The sequence below is a fragment of the Coprobacillus sp. genome (assembly GCF_984815275.1).
In genome coordinates this window covers 1-20,960 of record NZ_CFJNYH010000026.1, presented here as the reverse complement: position 1 = coordinate 20,960, position 20,960 = coordinate 1, and the positions used below count along the sequence as shown (strand labels likewise).

General features: G+C 31.8%; 25 protein-coding genes and 1 pseudogene. 1 reads left to right on the top strand and 25 read right to left on the bottom strand.

From position 1 onward, the window contains the following. Positions 1 to 36: 36 nt before the first annotated feature. The 14 genes from AC5M21_RS10315 to lpdD all read right to left on the bottom strand — a co-directional run bounded on the left by AC5M21_RS10315 (position 37) and on the right by lpdD (position 8,630). Positions 37 to 897 (bottom strand): alpha/beta hydrolase, encoded by an 861-nt coding sequence (locus tag AC5M21_RS10315; protein WP_008787677.1) that lies wholly within the window; start codon positions 895 to 897, stop codon positions 37 to 39. A gap of 512 nt (positions 898 to 1,409) precedes the next feature. Next, positions 1,410 to 1,877 carry a hypothetical protein gene (locus tag AC5M21_RS10310; RefSeq protein WP_008787676.1) on the bottom strand — a complete coding sequence of 156 codons (468 nt, stop codon included), beginning with the start codon at positions 1,875 to 1,877 and terminating at the stop codon, positions 1,410 to 1,412. Between the two features lie 149 nt (positions 1,878 to 2,026). After that, a complete protein-coding gene (locus tag AC5M21_RS10305; RefSeq protein ID WP_237713654.1) occupies positions 2,027 to 2,569 on the bottom strand; it encodes a class I SAM-dependent methyltransferase in 543 nt (180 codons plus the stop codon). 209 nt (positions 2,570 to 2,778) lie between these two features. Further along, the gene (locus tag AC5M21_RS10300; protein WP_008787674.1) at positions 2,779 to 3,096 is read right to left on the bottom strand and encodes a MazG nucleotide pyrophosphohydrolase domain-containing protein; all 318 of its coding nucleotides are present in this window, start codon (positions 3,094 to 3,096) and stop codon (positions 2,779 to 2,781) included. A gap of 56 nt (positions 3,097 to 3,152) precedes the next feature. Further along, positions 3,153 to 3,500, bottom strand: coding sequence for a hypothetical protein (locus AC5M21_RS10295; RefSeq protein ID WP_008787673.1), 348 nt, complete (start codon positions 3,498 to 3,500; stop codon positions 3,153 to 3,155). A 40-nt stretch (positions 3,501 to 3,540) separates the two neighbouring features. Beyond that, positions 3,541 to 4,647, bottom strand: a complete 1,107-nt coding sequence (locus AC5M21_RS10290; protein ID WP_008787672.1) for a DNA alkylation repair protein — start codon at positions 4,645 to 4,647, stop codon at positions 3,541 to 3,543. A gap of 49 nt (positions 4,648 to 4,696) precedes the next feature. After that, the gene (locus AC5M21_RS10285) at positions 4,697 to 5,080 is read right to left on the bottom strand and encodes a hypothetical protein (protein ID WP_008787671.1); all 384 of its coding nucleotides are present in this window, start codon (positions 5,078 to 5,080) and stop codon (positions 4,697 to 4,699) included. Positions 5,081 to 5,148: 68 nt separating this feature from the next. Next, a complete protein-coding gene (locus tag AC5M21_RS10280; RefSeq protein WP_008787670.1) occupies positions 5,149 to 5,805 on the bottom strand; it encodes a hypothetical protein in 657 nt (218 codons plus the stop codon). A gap of 21 nt (positions 5,806 to 5,826) precedes the next feature. Further along, positions 5,827 to 6,345, bottom strand: a complete 519-nt coding sequence (locus AC5M21_RS10275; RefSeq protein WP_054325572.1) for a hypothetical protein — start codon at positions 6,343 to 6,345, stop codon at positions 5,827 to 5,829. A 79-nt stretch (positions 6,346 to 6,424) separates the two neighbouring features. Next, positions 6,425 to 6,703, bottom strand: a complete 279-nt coding sequence (locus tag AC5M21_RS10270; protein ID WP_236916431.1) for a hypothetical protein — start codon at positions 6,701 to 6,703, stop codon at positions 6,425 to 6,427. A 155-nt stretch (positions 6,704 to 6,858) separates the two neighbouring features. Further along, the gene (locus AC5M21_RS10265) at positions 6,859 to 7,263 is read right to left on the bottom strand and encodes a DUF4259 domain-containing protein (protein ID WP_008787666.1); all 405 of its coding nucleotides are present in this window, start codon (positions 7,261 to 7,263) and stop codon (positions 6,859 to 6,861) included. 70 nt (positions 7,264 to 7,333) lie between these two features. Next, positions 7,334 to 7,795, bottom strand: a complete 462-nt coding sequence (locus AC5M21_RS10260) for a hypothetical protein (RefSeq protein ID WP_008787665.1) — start codon at positions 7,793 to 7,795, stop codon at positions 7,334 to 7,336. A 54-nt stretch (positions 7,796 to 7,849) separates the two neighbouring features. Further along, positions 7,850 to 8,197, bottom strand: coding sequence for a TIGR04076 family protein (locus tag AC5M21_RS10255; protein ID WP_008787664.1), 348 nt, complete (start codon positions 8,195 to 8,197; stop codon positions 7,850 to 7,852). A 127-nt stretch (positions 8,198 to 8,324) separates the two neighbouring features. Continuing rightward, positions 8,325 to 8,630: a prenylated flavin chaperone LpdD gene (gene lpdD / locus AC5M21_RS10250; protein ID WP_236916430.1), complete on the bottom strand. Its 306-nt coding sequence runs from the start codon at positions 8,628 to 8,630 to the stop codon at positions 8,325 to 8,327. Positions 8,631 to 8,707: 77 nt separating this feature from the next. Between lpdD and AC5M21_RS10245 the strand changes: the two genes are divergently transcribed. Continuing rightward, positions 8,708 to 9,601: a LysR family transcriptional regulator gene (locus AC5M21_RS10245; RefSeq protein ID WP_117598815.1), complete on the top strand. Its 894-nt coding sequence runs from the start codon at positions 8,708 to 8,710 to the stop codon at positions 9,599 to 9,601. 8 nt (positions 9,602 to 9,609) lie between these two features. Here the strand turns inward: AC5M21_RS10245 and AC5M21_RS10240 are convergent, their stop codons facing one another. The 11 genes and pseudogenes from AC5M21_RS10240 to AC5M21_RS10190 all read right to left on the bottom strand — a co-directional run. Continuing rightward, positions 9,610 to 10,170 carry a UbiX family flavin prenyltransferase gene (locus AC5M21_RS10240; protein WP_008787661.1) on the bottom strand — a complete coding sequence of 187 codons (561 nt, stop codon included), beginning with the start codon at positions 10,168 to 10,170 and terminating at the stop codon, positions 9,610 to 9,612. A gap of 1 nt (position 10,171) precedes the next feature. Continuing rightward, the gene (locus tag AC5M21_RS10235) at positions 10,172 to 10,897 is read right to left on the bottom strand and encodes a DUF554 domain-containing protein (RefSeq protein ID WP_008787660.1); all 726 of its coding nucleotides are present in this window, start codon (positions 10,895 to 10,897) and stop codon (positions 10,172 to 10,174) included. Between the two features lie 14 nt (positions 10,898 to 10,911). Next, entirely contained in the window at positions 10,912 to 12,393 is a 1,482-nt protein-coding gene (locus AC5M21_RS10230) for a UbiD family decarboxylase (protein WP_008787659.1), read from the bottom strand. A 162-nt stretch (positions 12,394 to 12,555) separates the two neighbouring features. After that, positions 12,556 to 13,302: a hypothetical protein gene (locus AC5M21_RS10225; protein WP_008787658.1), complete on the bottom strand. Its 747-nt coding sequence runs from the start codon at positions 13,300 to 13,302 to the stop codon at positions 12,556 to 12,558. A 3-nt stretch (positions 13,303 to 13,305) separates the two neighbouring features. After that, a complete protein-coding gene (locus tag AC5M21_RS10220; RefSeq protein ID WP_008787657.1) occupies positions 13,306 to 14,196 on the bottom strand; it encodes a DUF4261 domain-containing protein in 891 nt (296 codons plus the stop codon). Between the two features lie 384 nt (positions 14,197 to 14,580). Next, positions 14,581 to 16,113 carry a hypothetical protein gene (locus tag AC5M21_RS10215; RefSeq protein ID WP_017143878.1) on the bottom strand — a complete coding sequence of 511 codons (1,533 nt, stop codon included), beginning with the start codon at positions 16,111 to 16,113 and terminating at the stop codon, positions 14,581 to 14,583. 1 nt (position 16,114) lies between these two features. Beyond that, complete coding sequence (locus AC5M21_RS10210; protein WP_008787655.1) at positions 16,115 to 16,885, bottom strand: MurR/RpiR family transcriptional regulator; 771 nt, start codon at positions 16,883 to 16,885, stop codon at positions 16,115 to 16,117. Between the two features lie 103 nt (positions 16,886 to 16,988). Further along, the gene (locus AC5M21_RS10205; protein WP_008787654.1) at positions 16,989 to 19,235 is read right to left on the bottom strand and encodes an ABC transporter permease; all 2,247 of its coding nucleotides are present in this window, start codon (positions 19,233 to 19,235) and stop codon (positions 16,989 to 16,991) included. Between the two features lie 9 nt (positions 19,236 to 19,244). Continuing rightward, complete coding sequence (locus tag AC5M21_RS10200) at positions 19,245 to 19,943, bottom strand: ABC transporter ATP-binding protein (protein WP_008787653.1); 699 nt, start codon at positions 19,941 to 19,943, stop codon at positions 19,245 to 19,247. Between the two features lie 68 nt (positions 19,944 to 20,011). Beyond that, a complete protein-coding gene (locus tag AC5M21_RS10195) occupies positions 20,012 to 20,638 on the bottom strand; it encodes a TetR/AcrR family transcriptional regulator (RefSeq protein ID WP_302280522.1) in 627 nt (208 codons plus the stop codon). An 80-nt stretch (positions 20,639 to 20,718) separates the two neighbouring features. After that, positions 20,719 to 20,960 (bottom strand): annotated as a pseudogene (locus AC5M21_RS10190) (SDR family NAD(P)-dependent oxidoreductase); the annotation flags it as partial.

The following is a 20,960-nucleotide window of genomic DNA, read 5'->3' as shown; positions in this document are numbered from 1 at the left end:
AAATTAAGCCAAATGAATAACCAACATCTGTTGGTATTAACGAAAACATTCTTCAATGAATGCATAAACTTTATTGAGATTTTCTAGAGTACTAAATAATGGATCTCCATGATTTGCCCCTTCTATAATTTCATAACGAATCTTCTCTTCACCACAAATGATTTTTGCTTTCTTCACAAAATCCTGTGATTGTTGATATGGAACAATCATATCTTCTCTGCCATGTTGAATGAACATAGGACAAATATCCGTATGTAAATATGTCTCTGGATTAGCCTTTTCAACCAACTCATACGATTCAGTTATAGGTGCTCCGATAAATAATGATTCAGGTGACTGAGAATCATCATGATCAGGGTATACCTTTAATAAACCAGATGATTTTAACTGATTATCCATATTACTAAAATGAACAGGTGGAAACCATGCAACCAATCCTTGAATCTTGGTATTGGTATTTGATGAATACTCATCATCAAATTCATCATAACAATCAATAAGTCCTGACATCAATGCAAAATACCCACCTGCACTGCCACCCCAGACAACAATTTTCTCTTTATCTAAGTTATATTCATCTGCATGATCCTTAATAAACCGAATAGCTTGTTTGATATCTTTGACTGGTTCAGGAAACTGTGCTTCTTGACTCAATCTATAATTGACTCCAACAACCGCATATCCTTTGTCAAGCCCATGTAACATATCTAGTATCATTTCTTCATCACGTTTATCACACTTTTTAAAAGCTCCACCATGAATAGAGACAATCACGGGAAACGGACCTTCTCCCTCTGGTAAAAAGATATCCATTACGCACGTCTTAGACACAGGACTGTATTGAACATCAAAACTCCCATGATAATTATGAATATCTACCTGTTTTCTTTCTCTCATCTTCTCACCTCACAACATCAGTATAATATACTATTTTCCGTTTTGCAAGTTATTTTTGGAATATATTCCATTTTGATTCAAAAAAAGAAATCTAATTATCGAAACTGCAATCTTTATATGCAAAAAGCAGTATTTAAATATGCTATAGTGATGTTATGGAATAATTATAACGGTAGGTGGTTATGCTTTGGTCAATAGACCAGAGATTGGAAACTCTATTGATGTAGATATCTCATTAGAGAAATTTGAAACAACGGAGGTGGTTAGCATGAGCGATTATGAAATACTATCCTAAGTGATAGCTATCATTGCAATCATTGTCAAGCTACTCCTTGAAATTATAAAAGGAAACAAAAAATAACTACCCGATCTCAAAAAGATTCCTACTCGATAATGGATATTTAAAAGAATAGAATATCTAAAACTATTGTATTTATCAATAGGATTAAATCTTCTTTTTTAATGCATACCCTAAAGCAAGAAAGAATTCTCAGGAAGTGTAGTAGTTATTTTCACTTCTTATTAACTGTATCTGTTATCGTCTCAATAGCTTTATTGACAAAAGATATTTTTCTTTCACTCAATACTTTTCCATTCTCCAAAATAGATACATAAGCTACACCTAATTGATCATTTTCTTTTGCTTTTGGGTTCCCCATAAGAGTTGTCCATTTTACAGTTATATTTGATTCAGTTATTTTCTTATCATATTCTAATTCATATTGCATTGGCTCGAAAAATTGAGAATTAGATTTCGCATTAACTAAAATTTTATAGTCTTTATTTTGGTATACTTCAATACTATAATTCACTATATCTTCTTCTGATTTGACATATTCTTTATTCGGAGATACTGTTTCTTCATATATGAGTGCCAGATCTTGACGCATTGACAAATCTTTTTCACCATCTTTTGATGAACAACCTGTGAGCACAAGCAAAAACATGAAACATACAGAAAGTATTATATTCTTTTTCAATTTAGCACCTCACTTTCAATTTATTACTTTATTCACTCTATAAATCAGAATTTATCTAATAAATTAAAATACTTATTTTTTGTTAACTTTCTAAATTCCTTATCAAAGTTTGATAATATGTATTGATTCTTATTAAACTGATCATATTCTCATATAGCTTTTTTTGCCGTAATAAGATATAACGACTTCATCGTATTTGGAATAAGCCTTATACTAATATCTTCAAATCCTGCCATATTTAAATATTCGCTTACTCTTTTTTTATCTGTAAAAGAGCCACCATCTAATACTTGCATTAACACTCCAAGGATATAATGACTCATCCAGTCTTCAAGCAATGGATCACCAATTATAAGTCTGCCACCTTTTTTAAGAACTCGATATATTTCATTAATTCCTTTGTTTTTTTCTTTCCAATGATGTAACGATAATACAGCAATAACCAAGTCAAATGATTCTGAAACTAATGGCAATTGCTCAACACTTCCTTTCATAAATGTTATATTGGCAGATGAAACCAATTGAGAAATAGAAGTATCAATTGCAGTGATAGTACTAAGTGGAAATTTCGCAGAAACCGCTTGTGTAAATGCTCCATTCCCACAACCGACATCTAAAATAGTTTGTGGAATTGTCTGTGAACAACTCATTTCATTTAAAACTGCATAATGTATTGTTCTCAATATATTCACCCCAATCTTATATTTTGTATCTCTAAATATTCCAATAAATGGTACAAATTCAATTATGATGACCTCACTTCTAAAAATATCATTCAAGCAAACTTCATAAGTTCTTCAATCATATTTAATATCTTTAGCCAATACAACACCTTTTCCAGTCAATATCATTTGTTTTCTATCATAATATTCATCTATAATTTCTTTCTATGAAAATGTAATTACCAACGTTCCATATTTTTTTGAAACTTTTTATTATATATTTGTTTAAGTTCATCAGCAGTAATGTCATAGCACAACATTATATCATTATAATACATAAGAACATCAGCCAATTCCTCAACAAGTTCTTTTCTTAAATTAACATCAGATGAAGCCTGTATTGCTCCATTTTTCTTAATGATATCAATGACTTCACCTATTTCACCAATCATCCAAAGCATCTTATTTTTGCCTGTCTCAGGACAAATAGGCTCCCATTGATCCTTATACTTATCTTGAAGTCTTCTTTGCATTTCATTAATACTAAAATCAACCATGTTATTCACCTACTCAAATTCTAAATTTTATAACTCATCAACCTTGAAGATATAATTCAAACAATATTCTCTCCTAAAATTATTTTAGGCATTGTGGTTAAACACCTATTCCATCGTTTGTAAAATTTCTCTATACCAAGTTTTCCAACTCTTGCATGAACTTCTTCATTTTCCATTGCCCAATATAATACATATGTAACTTTCCCTATATTTCTTGTCAGACGAATAGGTAATTCCCCCTCTTTAACTGCATTAAAGTCTTTTTGTCGATGAGTACGCTTTATATAATGAACATCAATCACACCATCTTGTTTCAGATAAAATTCTGCCACTTCCTTCATGAGTTCTTCAATTTCATCTAACTTATTTAATTTTGCTTCATATATACATATTTCATTAAACATAAAACCTCTCCTCAAATTTTCATTTTAACATTTCTATAAGCTAAACTTTTACCTTTCGAGAACGTAATTCAAAATCTAGTTTTCCTTGTTCTACCCCATTGATAATAAGGGTAAGAGAATGGATACCTGGATAATGCTTCCTTGTACTTATATCCGCAAAAGAGTGCTTTTTTGTATACTGCTTTCTTTCACTATTTTTCAATGTCATTTCAGATATTTTAAATATCTTTCTATTTCTTTTACCATTAAATTTTACATAATCAATCCCATATTCCAGCCTTGCCTTTGTCTCTTCCTTAGTAGAAATAACAAAAGAGAATGAAATATTCTCACCAATAAAAATAGCATTCTTACTCAAAGCAAAACTCTCAACAGTAATCATAGTGTTTTGATACCCAAATATGGCAAGCACATCACGATGACCATTTTTAAGAAGTGTTCTACATCCATGTTTGACTATCCAATCTGTTTCTTTAGATTTTCCATACCAATTCCTTGCAATTTTTGTAACTAACTCTGGATGTGTCTTGGAAATGTCATTTAAGTTATTAGCTACACTTTTACGAACATGAATTGAAATATCATTTTTCAACTGTTCTAAAATGGGAAGGATGGGAGTAGGGTCTTTTTTGAAACTAATGAGTGCCTGTCCCCAAGGGAGCGCAGGACGGCATCCTTCACAAGAAAGCCTTCTCACATACTCATTATCACTCTTAGACCACTCAATCATCTGTTTCATCATCCGTTTTTCATCCTTAATAATAAATGCCCTTACAGCAAGTTCTGAGGATGCATACTGTGTATATCTTGCCAATGCTCCCATTGACATATCCCAATCTGCTTCATGTTGTCCATAAATTTCAACAAAAATAGGAAAGAAACCAGCAAAGCCATCTAACCAATTGCCATAATTCATCACTATCTTGTCAATAATGCTTATAGCTTCACTGTACTTTGCTGGAAGATATTGACCTAAGTTATCACTTATTTTTATTATTCTATCTTTTAATTCTAAACCATCCCACGTATCATCCATAGTTGATTTTAAAAACTCATCTACTTGAAACGCCTCATAAACTGATTGAATATCCATAGCTACTTTATATAATGATTCATAATTATATCTATTCTTTATTGATTCTGTCATATTGATATTCCCTTTCAAATTCTAATTTTCCAGTTTAACAAACTGATACTCAGCCATCAATTCCAACAGAGAAAAAACTATTCATTAAACCGGAAAATTCAACCTCAATTATATGTTCCTCATCCAGTTCGTGATTGTAATAAGTTAAAATACCTCCAATATTATCAATTCTCATATCTGGAAGATGAAGTTTTTCCATAATCGTATCCATGGTTTCATCAGGGTAACATGCTTTAAAGCACTCGGATTCCATACAAAACTTAGCCAAGGCAGGTACCTTTGTAGGATAGCTTGCTATTAGCTTTTCAGCAAATGCTACTTTTTCATCTGAAAAATACTTTTCTGAAATCTCTATTTTCAATCCATCAACTTCTGCGATATATTCACCGCTACCATACGGGCTTGCATTAAACCTGAAACTACTTTTATCCATAATCAAACTCCTTTTTAAATTCTAATTTTATGACTCTTTACACCAATCCTATAAACTAGGGTTTTTGCTTATGAATGTATCTTGTTCTTAATACGCAAACAAGCTTCTGTGTGCATAATCCAATGTCTTGAAAACGGCATTTGAATGAGTCCACGAATATCTTTATTACACCAATAATCAATCAGCCAAATGGCTTGTTCAGTGTCTTTGACTACATTCAACGATTCTAAATATCCTTTTCTTTCTTCTGGTATTTTTCTTTTCAGTTCATCATAAGATAACTGTTCAAGCATTTTTTCAGTGCTTTCCCGTACTTCAAAAATATATGAATATAATTCTTCCAGATTAAGCTGTTTTGAAAAGTCTGCAATCTGCTGTTTAATAAGTTCATTTCCTGTTGTAATGATGGGTGAATTGATACGCTCTTGATAATTGCCAGCAAAAAATACTTGTTCATCTTCATCTATCACTGTATGCATAACTATATCTTCAATGCGAAAAATATGCCAAATAGAATAAGCGATTGTCTTACTATGATAACCATCAGCGTTTATGAAGGGAATTGCATTAAAATCTTCTCTGCATAACTCCTCTTTGAAAGATACTAAAGTTTGCATTAACTGACTCCGTAAACTAAGTAAAGTATCAATACCCATCTTATAAGTATCTTTCTTTTTTATTTGAGCCTGCATTATTTTATTAAGTTCAGACCATTCCTTATTCATATTCAATCCCCCCTGAGTCCATTATGACATAACTTTTACTTTTCGCTTTTTATCTGGATAAAAGTCTAGAAACAACTTGATGTAATCTGGTAATCTTGCAAGGTCAGGAGAAAAGAACCAAAATGCAAAACCATCGCAAAATTCATACTGTCGATTGTGAATCGTATAGCTTTTTCTATGATTGCATGTCCCATCCTCTTTCATATTATGGCAATGCTTACAAGCTCCATAATCATCAGTGAATGCATGCTGAATATAGTCTGGTGCTTGTTCAATTACCTGCTTATGTTTATCTACATTGCTGAAATACATACGGAGAATCAGATCACTATCACGTAAATAAATTCGAGCATATGATTTCTTGCTTTTCACGCCTGCTTTCGTGTAAATAATCATTTTCCTTCCCCAACAATATCCCTCTCCTATTGTTTGGTTACAAGTATAACCCAACTTTAACATTTCAGAATCAAAAGCCACTATAAACCGCTTGTCATTAGCATTAACAAAATCGTATTCTTCGCTTCTTAATAAATCTTTCATCAAATTTATTCCTCCTATAAATATTCTAATGCAAAATCTAATTTTATTACTTTTTACATCAATGCTTTGAATTGGGTATTTATATAATAGATACTATGTAAATAATGCATACAGATAAAAGAGAAATCACATTTCCTAACATAATTCCCTTTATGTCTCCTTTGACATGGAATAAATAATTTTCGTATTCTTTATCCATATCTGCAGTTCCAGCAATTCTTAATTTTTTACTATAACAGAACACGCCAAAATCAAACACAATGACATCAAAGAGATTAACAACAATGAATAATATAAACACATGTAAAACTTGCATTGAAAAGATTTTAGTTCCTGAAAAATAGGCGATTGCTGCCAAAGACTCAACTCTCTTTCTGATTTCTAGAGAATAGGACATAATATATTTCACTGGTTTTTTTTATCGTGTTGGCAATACAAGCAATCATACATTCTATCACTAAAATCATAGTCATTGTCCTTTACAAATTCTAAACAACTGTTTGTTACATACACCTATTTTATAAGTCTTTTCTGTATTCCAAGTTTATCATTTCGCCATGAAGTATACAATTCTTCATTTTCTGCCCATAATTCATTCAATTCAGAATGATGAGAAAGAACACTATCAATAGCTTGTATAGCCTTTTGTTTGAGTGGAGTCAAATCAAATTCATTTAATGTCTCTATCCATTCACTATAACTATCATCACATCTATACGATGTCCCATTTATGACACTATCTATAACCGCAGCTGATACTAATGCATAATGTCCTTTATCATAATCGACATAATCTGTCTTTATGACCTCGTTAAAATATTTTTCCATATCAATCACAATATTTGCTGACTCTTTTAAATCATCTAAAGCATCATAAGCCGTATCATCATCAAACACACCATAATCCCATGCACCCATATATTGACCTCCTCTGCAAAATGTAACATTTCTTCTATAAACTCTCATTTTATTTTCTCATAGACCATGCCTATAAGATACGTTTTGCAAATATATCTGCATTGACATACCAGTCACCATCATCTTTTATAGTGATGTTCTGCCAATGAAATTGATTATCCTCAATCCTTGTAAAAATCCATTTTCTTGTTTCATCATCAATGTATGTAAGAACTATCATGTCATCTTGTTTTCTTGCTTCAAGACGTATAATTTTTCCAGTATAACCGTAAGCAACATCCCATGCATACGTATCAGGATTGTAGATCCGAAGTGATGTTCCATATTCATAATCAGGTAAGATAATGACATCCTGAATTGCCATGCCTTCAAGAACCCATGAAAAATGCCATTCACCTTTTATGACACGAGAATGATGACTTTCAACATAATCAATTTGCCAACTCCCAATAAGTTTTCCAAAATAATTAAACTCTTCAGGTATAACTCTATTTTTTTCTTGACTGACAAGTGCACTAAAAAAATCTTTCATATATTTATCTCTCCTTTACTAAAAATTTTTTGACATAATTAAATTTCATTGAACTCATTCAAAAAATTTTCCCTTATAAAAATTTTCATTATCAAGTTTCTTAGCTGTCATTCTAAACATAACACAACCATCTGGACAAACAATATCTTTGCTATAATGACTATCTCCACCAATATTTTTTAAATCACCACCACTTCTGACTGCTTCCATAATTGGAAACATCACTGTCATGACTTTAGAACAAATGCCTTGTCCATCCTGATTAACTGGACAGCCATATGTACATGTATATTTATCACCTATCTCTTCACCATTACGACAATATCGCTCTGTATGGTCACTACGAAGGAACCCAATGACCTCAATCTCCCATTCATATTCCTCATCATACCATTTTTTCATAACAATCCTCCAAGTTTAAATTTTTATAACTTTCAAATATAAATACATTATATCATTACTATATTATATAAGCACTCCTTTTTGAGAGTAAAAAAATAATCACTATCTTGTTATAGAATAGTGATTATTATAGAGTCTTTATATCTTCTTTAACCCAATTGAATATAGCTTGCATTTCTAAAGGTGTTATATGATCTAAATGAATTCCACAAATACAACTGACAACACAATGATATTTCATGACTGCAGCTTTCACATACATTGTTGCAACAATATCATCCTTATGTCCAAGCTGATTCCATGTATTAAAAGTCACATGTGTTTCATTCTCTTTTATATAAGGTTCTCCAGTGACAACACTGCCTATATGGCCATTTTCATTGTAGATATGAATAACTAAATCTTTGCCCATCCATTCAATTGTGCGTTTCATACATATCCCTCTCATCTTTCCTTTTCCTTTCTTTAAAAATTATGATAAAATATTCCAATAAAGAATAGGTGACTACAATGACAATTGAACAATTACAATACTTTTATGCAGTGAGTGTTCATAAAACTTTCTCATTAGCTGCTTTAGAAATGAATATCACTCAATCTGCTTTGTCAAAACAAATTGCTAAGTTAGAACAAGAATTGGGAATTTTCCTTTTTGATCGCAGCCATCGCCAAATCACTCTTACACATGATGGACAACAGTTATTAAAAGATGCAAAACTGATTCTCAAAGATTATGAAAAAATGTTAGATCATTTACAAACAATCAAAGAAGAAAATCATAATACTATTAAAATTGCCATGCTGCCAATCTTTTCACATTACGATTTGGCACATAAATTAAATGATTTCTCTAAAAATCATCCTCATATTCATTTGATTATAGATGAAGTTGAAGAACGAGATTTACATCATAAATTAGATTATCACGATTATGATATTTATATTTTAAGAGGTGATTATGAAGAACTCCATGCTTTTCAGCAAATTTTACTCTATGAAGACAGTTTAGTCGCAGCCATTTCTAAACAACATCCATTTTCCCATCTTCAGCAATTATCTATAAACCAATTAAAGGATGAAAAACTGCTTCTCCCCCCTCAATACACAACTATTTGTAATCTTGCTATCAAGGCATGTCAGCAAGCTGGATTCAATCCCATTATTCATAGACATGGTCGAATTGAAACAATTCTAAGTGCAGCTAGTGAAAATAATGGGATTGCATTGCTCATGAAAAAATCATTACATATTTTCCATCTTAATCAAGTTCACATTCTCCCTTTTATTGAAAATATTCATGGTGATATTAAACTTTATTATTCTTTCAATTCAAAGCACAAAGAAGCCATTCAAGAGTTTGTTCACACTTTACAACCAATAAAGTATCAAGAAAGCAGCCACTAGACTGCTTTTTATTGCCAGCGTTTAAAGCAGGGAACTTCAATATCGAATTGAGAAAGCATCTTCCCAATCATATGTCTTTCCATATCTTCAATGGTTTGAGGCAAGTTATAATATGTTAGCATGGGTGGCATAATCATCACATGATGTAATTGAGATAAACTCAACAAATTAGCCAAATGAATTGATGATAGAGGAGATTCCCTTGTCACTAAAATAAGTTTTCTTTGTTCTTTAATCATGACATCACACGCTCGCAATAATAGGTTATCCGAATAGCCCTGTGCAATACCTGCAACAGTCTTCATGGAGCATGGAACAACAATCATACCATCTGTATGAAAGGTTCCACTTGCAATACTTGCTCCAATATTATCATTATCATAAACGCAATCAGCTAATGATTTCACATCTTCAATTCTCATACCAGTTTCTTGTAGAATGGTCATTTCGGCCCCTCTACTCAACACTAAGTGTGTTTCAACATCTTGAGTTACCTGTAACATTTTCAATAAATGAATAGCCAGTGGCATCCCACTTGCCCCACTTATTCCAATCACTATTCTTTTCATATTACACCAATGCCATAATATAAGTCACCCAAATATAACTCAATGGCATAACAATAATCATAGCAGGAATCATATCAGCAATAGGAAAATTTTTCAGTTTCACCATTCTAAAACCAGTTGCTAACATCAGAAACCCTCCACAAGCTTTAAAATCAGCAATCATATCAGGCGATGTCACTGGAAATATCAATCCTGCACATAAGAATAAAACAAAGAAAATTAAGAATTGTGGAATAGAAATAATAGAAACAACATACCCCAAGTTGCATGCAAAAATTGCAGCTGTAAAAAAATCTAAGATGGATTTAGAAATCAAGATCGAATTGTCGCCAGTCATTCCGGCGGTTAGAGATCCATATATTCCTGTCCCACTCGCACAAAATAAAACAATAATCGTCACCAATTGGGTTAAGAATTCTTCTTCATTCATATCTGAATTATTTTGAAAGACTTTCGCAATTGGTTTTTGCATAAAAGTTGCACCCTTTTGAATCCAATCACCTAAATGTAATAATAATCCAATTGCTGTTCCGATAATAATTGCAAAAATAACAGCGGGCATATTTTTCATGAGTCCAATCGTGCTGATCCCCATGCCCATTGAACACACACCAAAAATAAGATTTATTTCTGTTTTAAATTTTGGACTTAATTTATGTCCCACTAATGCACCTGCAATTCCTCCAAAAAGAACTGAGCAGGCATTAATAATCACTCCTATAGGCATTTTTTATTCCTCCCTTATTTCAACATATCTGGTAACCAGCATTTTGGATCAACATCCATAAACTTTGCTCTTTCAAAACGCGCTTTTTGATCAAATGGAACAGTACAATCAAATATAGCTTTACAAGCAACGCCACGGGCTCTGATATGAGCAGAATATTCTGGCTGATTAGATGGATCTAATGGATGACATTGTACACCTGGAATTGTAATCAGATCAAGATCAGCTTGGAAACGTGTCGTCATTGCCCACATCACATCTTTCATATCAAATGGATCCACATCTTCATCAACTAAGAAAACATGTTTTAATTCTGCAAAAGCACTAAATGCTAATAATGCGGCTTGTCTTTGACGTCCTTCATCAGAAGGAACTGATTTTTTAAACTGCATGACTGCAATATATTTCCCACCACCACTAGAAGCACAATAAACATTTTGCAGTTTTCCTGGCATGGCTTTATCTACCATCGTTAAAATACTCGCTTCGGTTGGAATTCCTGCCATAGAAACATGTTCTTCACTTGGTCCAATACATGTTTGCATGATTGGATTTTTTCTGGTTGTCACAGCTTTGACTTTAATAATAGGTAATTCTGGATTTGCCGGTCCACAATAACCAGGAAATTCTGGCATAGCTTTTCCCGTATTGGAATGAATATCCTCACGAATACGTTTTCCAGGTAAGATTTCTCCTTCAATCACATACTCAGCATTCGCAATTGCTCTTTCGTTAATCGTTAAACATTCAACAAGTTCAACTGGTTCATTTCTTATTGCACCTGCCACTTGTAATTCATCATAACCCAAAGGAGTTGTAGGCGCTTCAAAACATGATGCTATTTCAATAGCTGGATCAACACCAATGCTAATGGAAATCGGTAATGCCTCACCTTTGGCTTCTGCTAATTCTCTAAAATATCCAATATGACGGGCACCAGGTTGTAAAAAAATTGAAATTTCATCTTTGGATTGAAAACACATACGATGTATTGTCACATCTGATTCTCCTGTTTCAGGAGAAGATGCATAACACATTCCTAGAGTGATATAAGGCCCTGCATCTTCTAACGTATTTGTCGGTGCTGGCACTAATTTCCTAATATCAAAATCAGGGTCATCTGCAAAATATTTCACTTCCTGACACTTGGCTTGTTCATGAGGTATAACAACTGGTTTGATAGGATTATTCACTGAATCCTTTAATAAAAATCCTAACTTCTGCGGTTCACAATCCAATAAATATCCTACTCTTCTTCGACTCGCAAGCAATCCGATTGCGACTCTAGCACCAGGATGACCTTTCACATGATTGAAAATCATAGCCGGTCCTTCTTGGGTAGGACGCATCACTGTTCCACCTGCTCCAACATGGCGATAAACTCCTGAAAGTTCTCCTAATGGATCGACTTCTACATCCGTTTCAACAAGTTGTCCATCAATAGATTGTAATAACTCTAGTGCTGAACGTAAATCTCTCACTTTTTTCTTTGACATATCTTTTCTCCTTCTCTATATGATTTTGAAGGTACAACTCGGTTTTCCCCTCTTTGACTCACCTATCTTAACACATGCAAAGATTGTCAAACAATTCTTCTTTCGCAAGTTCATATTCCAAAATGGAATAGAAAAAAGTATAATCTTTCAATTATACTTTCACTAATGACTATCATAATTCATAAATCTTTTTTCTAACTCTAGAACTTTTCTTCTCAGTGTATCACTATCACTTTTTCTATCAATATACAAAGAGTCTTCATTGAATTGTATATCTTGATCAAGTGTAACAAAAGTTACTTGTTGTAAATCAGTCTTTTTTTCCAAAATTTCCTGATATTCTTGATGCATATCTCTCTCATTATAATGTTGTGATAAAACAAAAACAAACTGACTGCACATACTCAAAGCATGTTCCAAATGGTAAGCAGTTTGTGTTTCATGGTCATAATGACAAATATGCCAGTGATTCAAAGATAATTCAGCTATCAAATCATTAACCACGAATAAATCTTGAAAAGAACTCATCAAATAAATGTTTGTTTCCTTCTCCTTAAATTGAAGTTGATGAATAGATGTATATTCCTTTAACAAGCATCTTAACAAATGACTTTCACAAATCAATTCATTATGCTTTGCAGAATACTTTTTAACCTTGGGATGACCTTTTAACGATATTTTATTCAAATCACCTACCACATCGTAATAACGATCTATAATATCAATTAAAGATATATCATCATTCAAAACACTTTTTGGCACTTGCGAATAAACAGGCCAACTTAAAAAATCTTGATCATAACGAAAAGATATATGAGCCTTTCCTTTTTCATCATTTCCAATATAACGGGCTATTTTCCCTTTATGTATACCACTTTTTATTTTAACAAAACCAAATTTTTGTGTCATATTTTACCTACATTTCTGTTCATTTATGATATCATTTTGATTTCTATTTCCAGCTGCAAACTGGTTGGCATTGATATCCAGAACAACCCGTCTAGGAGCAATTAAACTGTCTTCATGTTGACAGACCCAACGTTCATTTTCATCACGACCATCCATTGTTTCACCATCTTTAACAACATCACCATTCATAAATAAATAAGAAGCAAAATTATAAATATATTGAATCACAAAATTGTGGTCTAAATCATGAAAATGAATCTGTAAATCTGGGATTCCTAATGAAATAAGTCCCGTCGTATCTACCAACATATCTTCACTATCTTGAATATTAAAAAAACGAACATTCAAGCCTCCATCTAAGAAATGTAATTTGGGATTATTCCACTGACTTTGCACATACGCTTGAACTGGCATAAATTTTTGAGAGTGTGGCCAATAGAGAGCAATGCATTCTGGAAATACCTCTAACAAAATATCCACATATTTAGCAATCATCTGACAACGCTCTTCAATCTCTAGACCTCCAGCCATAAAATCACCAACCATCACTTCATAACTGCAACTTTGTAAAAGTGCCTTAGCATCATCACATGTCCAGCATTGATACATTGCCATTTCAGGAATAGTCGTTTGATCAAAGGGAATCGTATTTGTTATCATTACTTGAGATGGAACCTCTCCACCTTGATAAGTGACAACATGCTTGCATAATGCATAAGATGATAATTCTCCTGTTGCTACTTTATCAACTTCACCAAAAGCCTCTTCTAACTTTGTATATAATGTTTCATGAGGTATTTTGATATCTTCTTTAAATAATAATTTGATGAAATAAACATTTGCAAACTTCTCTGCAAATTCGTCCATATTGACTGATTGTCTTTCTTCGCTCATATATCCTCCCTAATGCAACCAACTGTATATAAAAGTTTAACATCATTTTCATAATAAGATATAAACTTTCTGTGTCACATGAATTCTAGAATTTCATTTAATGACGCCCATTTGACATTTTGAACTTCCTCATATTGCTGCAACTTGACTTGTTTCACCAGCCAAGACACTCCCACCTACTGTCATATCCCATAAATCAGATTATCTTTCTTTACCAGATTGTCTTTGTCGAATCAACAATTAATTCTTCTGATTAAAAATACATACATGAACAAACAAATGATACATATCTCATGGTATTTGTTTTCCTCTTAAGTGAGTCTTTCCTCATTTCTGCTGATGTTGATTGTATCAATCCCAATATTCCATAATATCTCCTTCTCATCATTTACATACAAATTTTAAATCAAATATAATTGAATCTGAAATCTCCTGAGGGATATGGTATTGCTGATGAGTAAGACAATTCATAATATCTTCCTTTAATTCTTGAGAAACATGTTTATAAGGATTTCGCTGATTGACTTTGGTTTGAATATAATGACATAACTTATCTTCTGGATACCAGTACATTTCTAGCAGGAATGGCAATCTTTCCCAAGAATCCTCTGCTAATAAAATTCGTAATAAATATCGTTTTTGATGTTGATGACTTACCTGCTGATAATACTTATAAACACATCTTGCTCCATAGTGAACTTTATATTTTATAATTGATTGATAAGCTGCTTTTGATAATGAAATCCTACTATCCAATAAGAAATGCCAATAGATATTTGAAGCTTTTTCTTTCATCAATTGACTCAATGCCTGAATAGTGACCTTAACAATCTTTTCATTGTCACTTTTTAAATAAGGTAATAGGATATCAACCTGTTCCTCACTCCCACATTCACCAACACCTAAAATGCCCACTGGACAATCAAGATGCTGAAGATAAAAATTTAAACAATCAAATTGTGTATGTTTCCTTAACAAAAAACGAATGTAGTCTCTTATTGAATAACTTTTATCTAGTAAAATTTCCTCAATCCCATTCCAAATATTCTGATTGAAGTGATAGTAACAAAGAATAGCTTCTTTTCTCACATAAAAAGAAGGATGATATAAATATGAATGTAATCTCACCATATCCATCTGCTCACTGTGTAATAAACTCCTTGTCAAAAGCAATAAGCAATAAGAGTCTTTTTCTTTTGTTAATAATTTTTCAATCACTTCATTTGATAACAAAGAATGTTCAGTAACAATTTCATAAAAAGCTTTTCGTGTCAATACATTTAAACGTAATAAGTTATAAATATCTAAATTATGAATAAGTTCATTGAAGCGATTGATATAATACTTTTCAACTTCATCAAAATGAATTTGTTGACGTCGCTTAGATTTTTTAACTTTTATAAGAACATAAGAAGTCTGAATCAATTCTTCCAATGAACACTCAGATAGTCTTTGCATTGTCAATACATAAGCTTGCTCTTGTACTTGTTGTACCCAATCATTCATCCTTATCATCATAAAAGGCAATGTCTGAGGATAAGCGTATAATAACTTTAAGCACTTTTCCCTAAAATAACCGCTTGGATGAAAACTTCCCATAATGAGTAAACTCTCATAATCGTCACTGTTTTGAAAATAAGTAGACATTGATTTGATATCAATAGTTTGCCAATCGATTGACCAAAGCAAAGAAGTATAACTTCGCCATTGTTCCCCTATTTTTAGGATTTGTGGAATTGCTAAGCGTGAAAGATACTGATAACCAATTTTTCCAAGACGGACAATAGCATCTTGATGCTTATGGTCTAAAACTTGATAAGCAGTTGCATAAAGAGATAACCAGTCTTGAGGTTCAGTCTCTAATTTTTCAAGTGACTCTCTGATATAATCAGGAAGTTTTCGTTTACGAAAGAACATTTTATTGAACCTCTTCATTTAAGTAATGAAGTAAGATTTCGACAAAGACTGAATAAATAGGAACACTATCTAATAATGATTTATTCTTAAGTGTTGCTACACTTGGAAGTAATACAAACAAGTCAGCCACTTCTTCTAATGAAGTTGATGGGTTCATGGTAATTAAAGCAATCTGACAACCATTATTTTCTTTAAGTTCAAAACTTTCTTTAACAATTTCACTTTTTGCTCCAGCTGACATAACGACCAATAAGTCTTGTTCATTAATCATTAAATCACAAGCTTTGACATGTGATGAACTTGGCAATACATCTGCATCAATACCATACATAGCCAAAGCATATTTTAATTGCAAACAACTGACTTCTGAATTAATTTCACCAACACATTTGATTTTCCTAGCAGACTTTATATTATTGGCTAATCTCGTTAAAATTTCATCATTTAATGTATAATGCAAGAGTTTAATTGTATCCATATAAATCTTTTCAACATTCATAATTTTTTCATTTTCATCTTCAATAACTCTTTCAGCATTACTTAAACTGTTTACATATTTCACACAATCATATCTAAACTCTGTATAACCACTATATCCCATTTTCTGACAAAACCTTAAAATGGTCGTTTTCGTAATTTTAATTTTCTCTGACATCTCTGTTAATGAATACATTTGGACTTTATTTAAGTCCATTAAAATCAGTTCACATGCTTTTAATTCATTCTTAGTTAAGGTATTTTTCTTTAAATTAATATTTGATAAAAAGTCCATAACATTCTCCTTTTCATTTCTTTTATTATACCTTATTTATGAATATATTCCAAAACTAATTTCAAAAAGAAAAAGATTGCAAAAAGAATAACATGTGCCCATGTTATTCCATATCTTTCAAAGATTCACCTAAATCTATTCTTTGAATTTGTTTGGTTAAAACAAAGTTAACAATATAATAAGTTGTCAATCCTACAATAAATACCATCCCATACAAATAATAAGGAATATAAGCTTCCATATAACCTGCAAATTGCATAAATGCAAACAATAACAATTGATTTAAACCTATAATACATAATGGTAATGAAATGAATAATGATATCACTACAATTGGAGTCGTTGCCTGTAGATAAATCTTCTTAATCTCTTTATTTTCATAACCCATGACTTTTAAAAATGACATATAAAGCGTATTACGGTCTAAAACAAGCTTGGTTAAAATATAAATGACAACAAAATATATAACCAATGAAACACTTGTCATAATAGGAATCAATTGAGCAAAGGTTGTTGTCATCTGTTCCCCAATCTTTGTCATATCATCTTTTGTTATTGTTGATAAAATATACTGTTCATTTATATTTAATTTTCGATTAGAAAGATAAGCATTAAAATAATTATGATCTTCACTTAAAAGCTCATTACATAACTCTTGTGACATGAAAGCAGCAAGAACGCCTTTATCTTCATTGATTCTATCAACAATCAAATCATAATTCTTTTCTGTATAAGGATTTGTAAAACGAACACTGTCACCCTCTTGAAGATTCAATTTATGACCTAAATCATAACTCATAATTATATGATTCTTTTGGCTTGGTAAATCAAGTTGATAATATTGACTTTTTTCACTTATTCCATAAAATGTCACATCTAGATCTAAATCTGCTTGATGATAATTGGTTTCTAAAGTTGTCACTGTTGCCTTTTCAGCATCCTTAATTTCTATTGGTGCCTTTAAAATATATTGATAATCAGCATGTATACTCCTTTCCACATTTTCAAGGTAATGATCAATTGAAGGTGTCATCATAAAACCAAAGATAAAGATAAAACTCGCAAAGAAAATACCAAAGAACAGCATCACATAAGTTCCTTTATTTTGAATGATAATACGTTTTTGAAAACGTTTTATAAATGATTTGTTTTTAAGATATATATATTTTCTCTTTTTATGTTGACGTAAATCTCTCCTTAATAATCGTAAAGGTGATATACGAAGTTTATAATTGAGCATTATATACAAAACGACCATCATAAAGACAAAAGGTATGACAGTTGTTGAAAGAAATGCTTCCAACATAAAATGTATAGTTAATGGTGGTAAACAATAACTATTATTGTACATATTTGAAAATACTGGTGGAAATAATGTATATCCAATAATATTCCCTATAAGGCTTGCTGTAAGTGAAATGAGCATTGGTAACATCATATAATGATGAACGATTTCTCTTTTGGTATAACCATTAGATAATAATGTTCCTATGACTGGTGCCTGTTCTTCAATAATTGTCTGACTAATCACTACAAAGATAAAAGCTAGAATGACAACCATAATATAAAGTAATGTTTGAATCATTGGAATATCACTGCCCATATCATTGGGTAAAAATGAAATACATTGATTCATTTCAGCTGTCAACATTTGTGAGATTTGATAACCATTTTTCTGACATATGTCTTTAATATCATTTAACTGATCATAATTCTGCTTTTCACTAAGTGATGTTGTATTGATATAGCTATATTGGTAATTGATATTTGATTCACTATAGTAGTCAAAACTTTTATCATCAACAATACCTATACCAAAATGGATAGGATCCATCATTAAATCATTACTTTTTTCAATTAATGCACTATAATCAGGGACAGAAATCAATCCCACAATTGTAACACTGTAGTGGTCAATCCGAATGGTTGTCCCCACTTCATAGTTATTCTTTAATGCAAATAATCTATCAAGTGCTATTTCTTGATCATTTTCTGGTAAACGCCCAGTATGAAGAGTGGCTTGATTGACATAGTCACGATTTTTAAATAAACGGAGCGTTGTGTCTTCCTTGATGTCTTGTTCACTATAGAAATTCTCATAGATTTGTAAAGACTTTTTTTGAATTTCATCAATTGTTTTCTGATTCATTTTATTTGTAACAATGAATTGTCCATCTTCAACATGACTTGATATCTGATTCTCTTTTAAAGCATCTTTGTAACCATAAGCAACTGTTAAGAATCCTGAAACAGCACTAATCATCACAACTAGAATAATCATAATTGATAAATATCTTGCAATATTTTGTTTAAACTCCTTTTTGAGAGTCTTATGGAGTGGATTTCTCATCATTATCACCTACCATTCAATATCTTTCACAGCCATAGGCTGAGGATTCATTTGGATATTGACAATTTGACCATCTTTTAAATACATAATACGGTGAGCCATTTTAGCAATAGCATCATTATGTGTCACAATTAAAATTGTTGTTCCATAATCTTGGTGTAACCGTTCTAGAAGTTCTAAGATATCTTTTGATGTGTAATAATCCAATGCCCCTGTTGGTTCATCACATAATAAAAGACTTGGATTTTTTGCTAAAGCACGTCCAATAGCTGTTCGTTGTTGCTGACCACCTGATAATTGATTAGGATATTTATTTTTATGTTCCTCTAGCCCTAACTTTAGTAAAAGATCATGAATATCAATTGGGGATGAACTTAAATAGGCTCCAGATTCAATATTTTCTTTAACAGTTAAATGAGGAACAAGATGATAAGACTGAAAAATAAACCCCAGTGTCTTTCGACGATACTGTCCTAATTCTTTTGAAGACATGACCCCTAAATCTTGTTGATCAACAAAAATACTTCCTTCATCAATATCCTCAATTCCACCAATTAAATTCAATAACGTTGATTTCCCTGAACCAGAAGGTCCCAGTAAAACACATATCTCACCTTTCTCAATGATACATTCAATCCCCTTTAAAACCATAATACGACCTTCACCCTGCCCATAAAACTTTTTAACACCTTTAACATTTAAATACATGAAAACTCCTCCTATCATATTTATTCCATAACATAACAGTGTTATGTTATGCTGAAAAAGAAAAGGAATTACTTTCTCAATAAAGCCTCTTCCATTAAAGAATTAAATCCATTTCTTAAAAAGGTAACAACAATTTCAATTTGTTGTAAAGCCTTTTCTTCACTATAATTATGAGATAATACATGTAAAAATGAATGAACTTGTAAATGTGATAACCAATGTAATGTACATTCATTAAATACAGGATTGGGAAAATCTAATAATTTTTCTAAAACAACCAGAATACGTGCTTCTATAAATTGGCGAATTTGTTCAAAATAATCTTCATATACTGTACCTTGAGAACAATTAATCAATAACTGTCCAATATCCTGATGAGCATAATAAGTTGATATCAGTTCTTTCCCAAAAGAAATATCCAATGTAATTGTATGGTCAAATTGCTTTTGATGCATTGCTTCCTCTTGTGAAGAATGTTCTTTTAATAATGTCATGATTTCATCTGCAAAATCATGGACTAAAGCATCAAACAAATCTGCCTTATCCTTGAAGAAAAAATATAATGCTCCTGTCGTCACTCCTGCATTTTTACAAATTTTCCGTAGTGATGATTTTTGATAACCAACTTCTAGAAACTCCTGTTTAGCAAAAAACAATAACCGCTCTCTTGTATCTTCTTTTTGCACTCTGTTCATCACCTCACATAACACTGTTATGTTACAATGTTTTCTCATTTTTGTCAAGTCAATAATTGCATATTAATATATAAATATCTCTAATTATGATCCAGTTTTCTTAACGACCTCATCCATATCTTCATAATCCATTGTCGTGGCATAAATTTAGCATAAAAATATTGACACTTGACATATATCGAACAAATAGATAGCTCTTTCCCCATTTTTGCATCTTCCATAGCCTTGATCACAACTTGTCTTGGTGTAACAATTCCAGGAAATTTTACCTTTTTGCCATGAATTTCTCTGATGAGCATATCTGTATCTACCCAACTTGGAC

Bases quoted from the DNA above. Each gene is read 5' to 3' on its own strand.
- AC5M21_RS10315 (WP_008787677.1), bottom strand. From the start codon at position 897: ATGAGAGAAAGAAAACAGGTAGATATTCATAATTATCATGGGAGTTTT.
- AC5M21_RS10300 (WP_008787674.1), bottom strand. From the start codon at position 3,096: ATGGTTGATTTTAGTATTAATGAAATGCAAAGAAGACTTCAAGATAAG.
- AC5M21_RS10295 (WP_008787673.1), bottom strand. From the start codon at position 3,500: ATGTTTAATGAAATATGTATATATGAAGCAAAATTAAATAAGTTAGAT.
- AC5M21_RS10290 (WP_008787672.1), bottom strand. From the start codon at position 4,647: ATGACAGAATCAATAAAGAATAGATATAATTATGAATCATTATATAAA.
- AC5M21_RS10285 (WP_008787671.1), bottom strand. From the start codon at position 5,080: ATGGATAAAAGTAGTTTCAGGTTTAATGCAAGCCCGTATGGTAGCGGT.
- AC5M21_RS10280 (WP_008787670.1), bottom strand. From the start codon at position 5,805: ATGAATAAGGAATGGTCTGAACTTAATAAAATAATGCAGGCTCAAATA.
- AC5M21_RS10275 (WP_054325572.1), bottom strand. From the start codon at position 6,345: ATGAAAGATTTATTAAGAAGCGAAGAATACGATTTTGTTAATGCTAAT.
- AC5M21_RS10265 (WP_008787666.1), bottom strand. From the start codon at position 7,263: ATGGGTGCATGGGATTATGGTGTGTTTGATGATGATACGGCTTATGAT.
- AC5M21_RS10260 (WP_008787665.1), bottom strand. From the start codon at position 7,795: ATGAAAGATTTTTTTAGTGCACTTGTCAGTCAAGAAAAAAATAGAGTT.
- AC5M21_RS10255 (WP_008787664.1), bottom strand. From the start codon at position 8,197: ATGAAAAAATGGTATGATGAGGAATATGAATGGGAGATTGAGGTCATT.
- lpdD (WP_236916430.1), bottom strand. From the start codon at position 8,630: ATGAAACGCACAATTGAATGGATGGGCAAAGATTTAGTTATTCATATC.
- AC5M21_RS10245 (WP_117598815.1), top strand. From the start codon at position 8,708: ATGACAATTGAACAATTACAATACTTTTATGCAGTGAGTGTTCATAAA.
- AC5M21_RS10240 (WP_008787661.1), bottom strand. From the start codon at position 10,170: ATGAAAAGAATAGTGATTGGAATAAGTGGGGCAAGTGGGATGCCACTG.
- AC5M21_RS10235 (WP_008787660.1), bottom strand. From the start codon at position 10,897: ATGCCTATAGGAGTGATTATTAATGCCTGCTCAGTTCTTTTTGGAGGA.
- AC5M21_RS10230 (WP_008787659.1), bottom strand. From the start codon at position 12,393: ATGTCAAAGAAAAAAGTGAGAGATTTACGTTCAGCACTAGAGTTATTA.
- AC5M21_RS10225 (WP_008787658.1), bottom strand. From the start codon at position 13,302: ATGACACAAAAATTTGGTTTTGTTAAAATAAAAAGTGGTATACATAAA.
- AC5M21_RS10220 (WP_008787657.1), bottom strand. From the start codon at position 14,196: ATGAGCGAAGAAAGACAATCAGTCAATATGGACGAATTTGCAGAGAAG.
- AC5M21_RS10215 (WP_017143878.1), bottom strand. From the start codon at position 16,113: ATGTTCTTTCGTAAACGAAAACTTCCTGATTATATCAGAGAGTCACTT.
- AC5M21_RS10210 (WP_008787655.1), bottom strand. From the start codon at position 16,885: ATGGACTTTTTATCAAATATTAATTTAAAGAAAAATACCTTAACTAAG.
- AC5M21_RS10205 (WP_008787654.1), bottom strand. From the start codon at position 19,235: ATGAGAAATCCACTCCATAAGACTCTCAAAAAGGAGTTTAAACAAAAT.
- AC5M21_RS10200 (WP_008787653.1), bottom strand. From the start codon at position 19,943: ATGTATTTAAATGTTAAAGGTGTTAAAAAGTTTTATGGGCAGGGTGAA.
- AC5M21_RS10195 (WP_302280522.1), bottom strand. From the start codon at position 20,638: ATGAACAGAGTGCAAAAAGAAGATACAAGAGAGCGGTTATTGTTTTTT.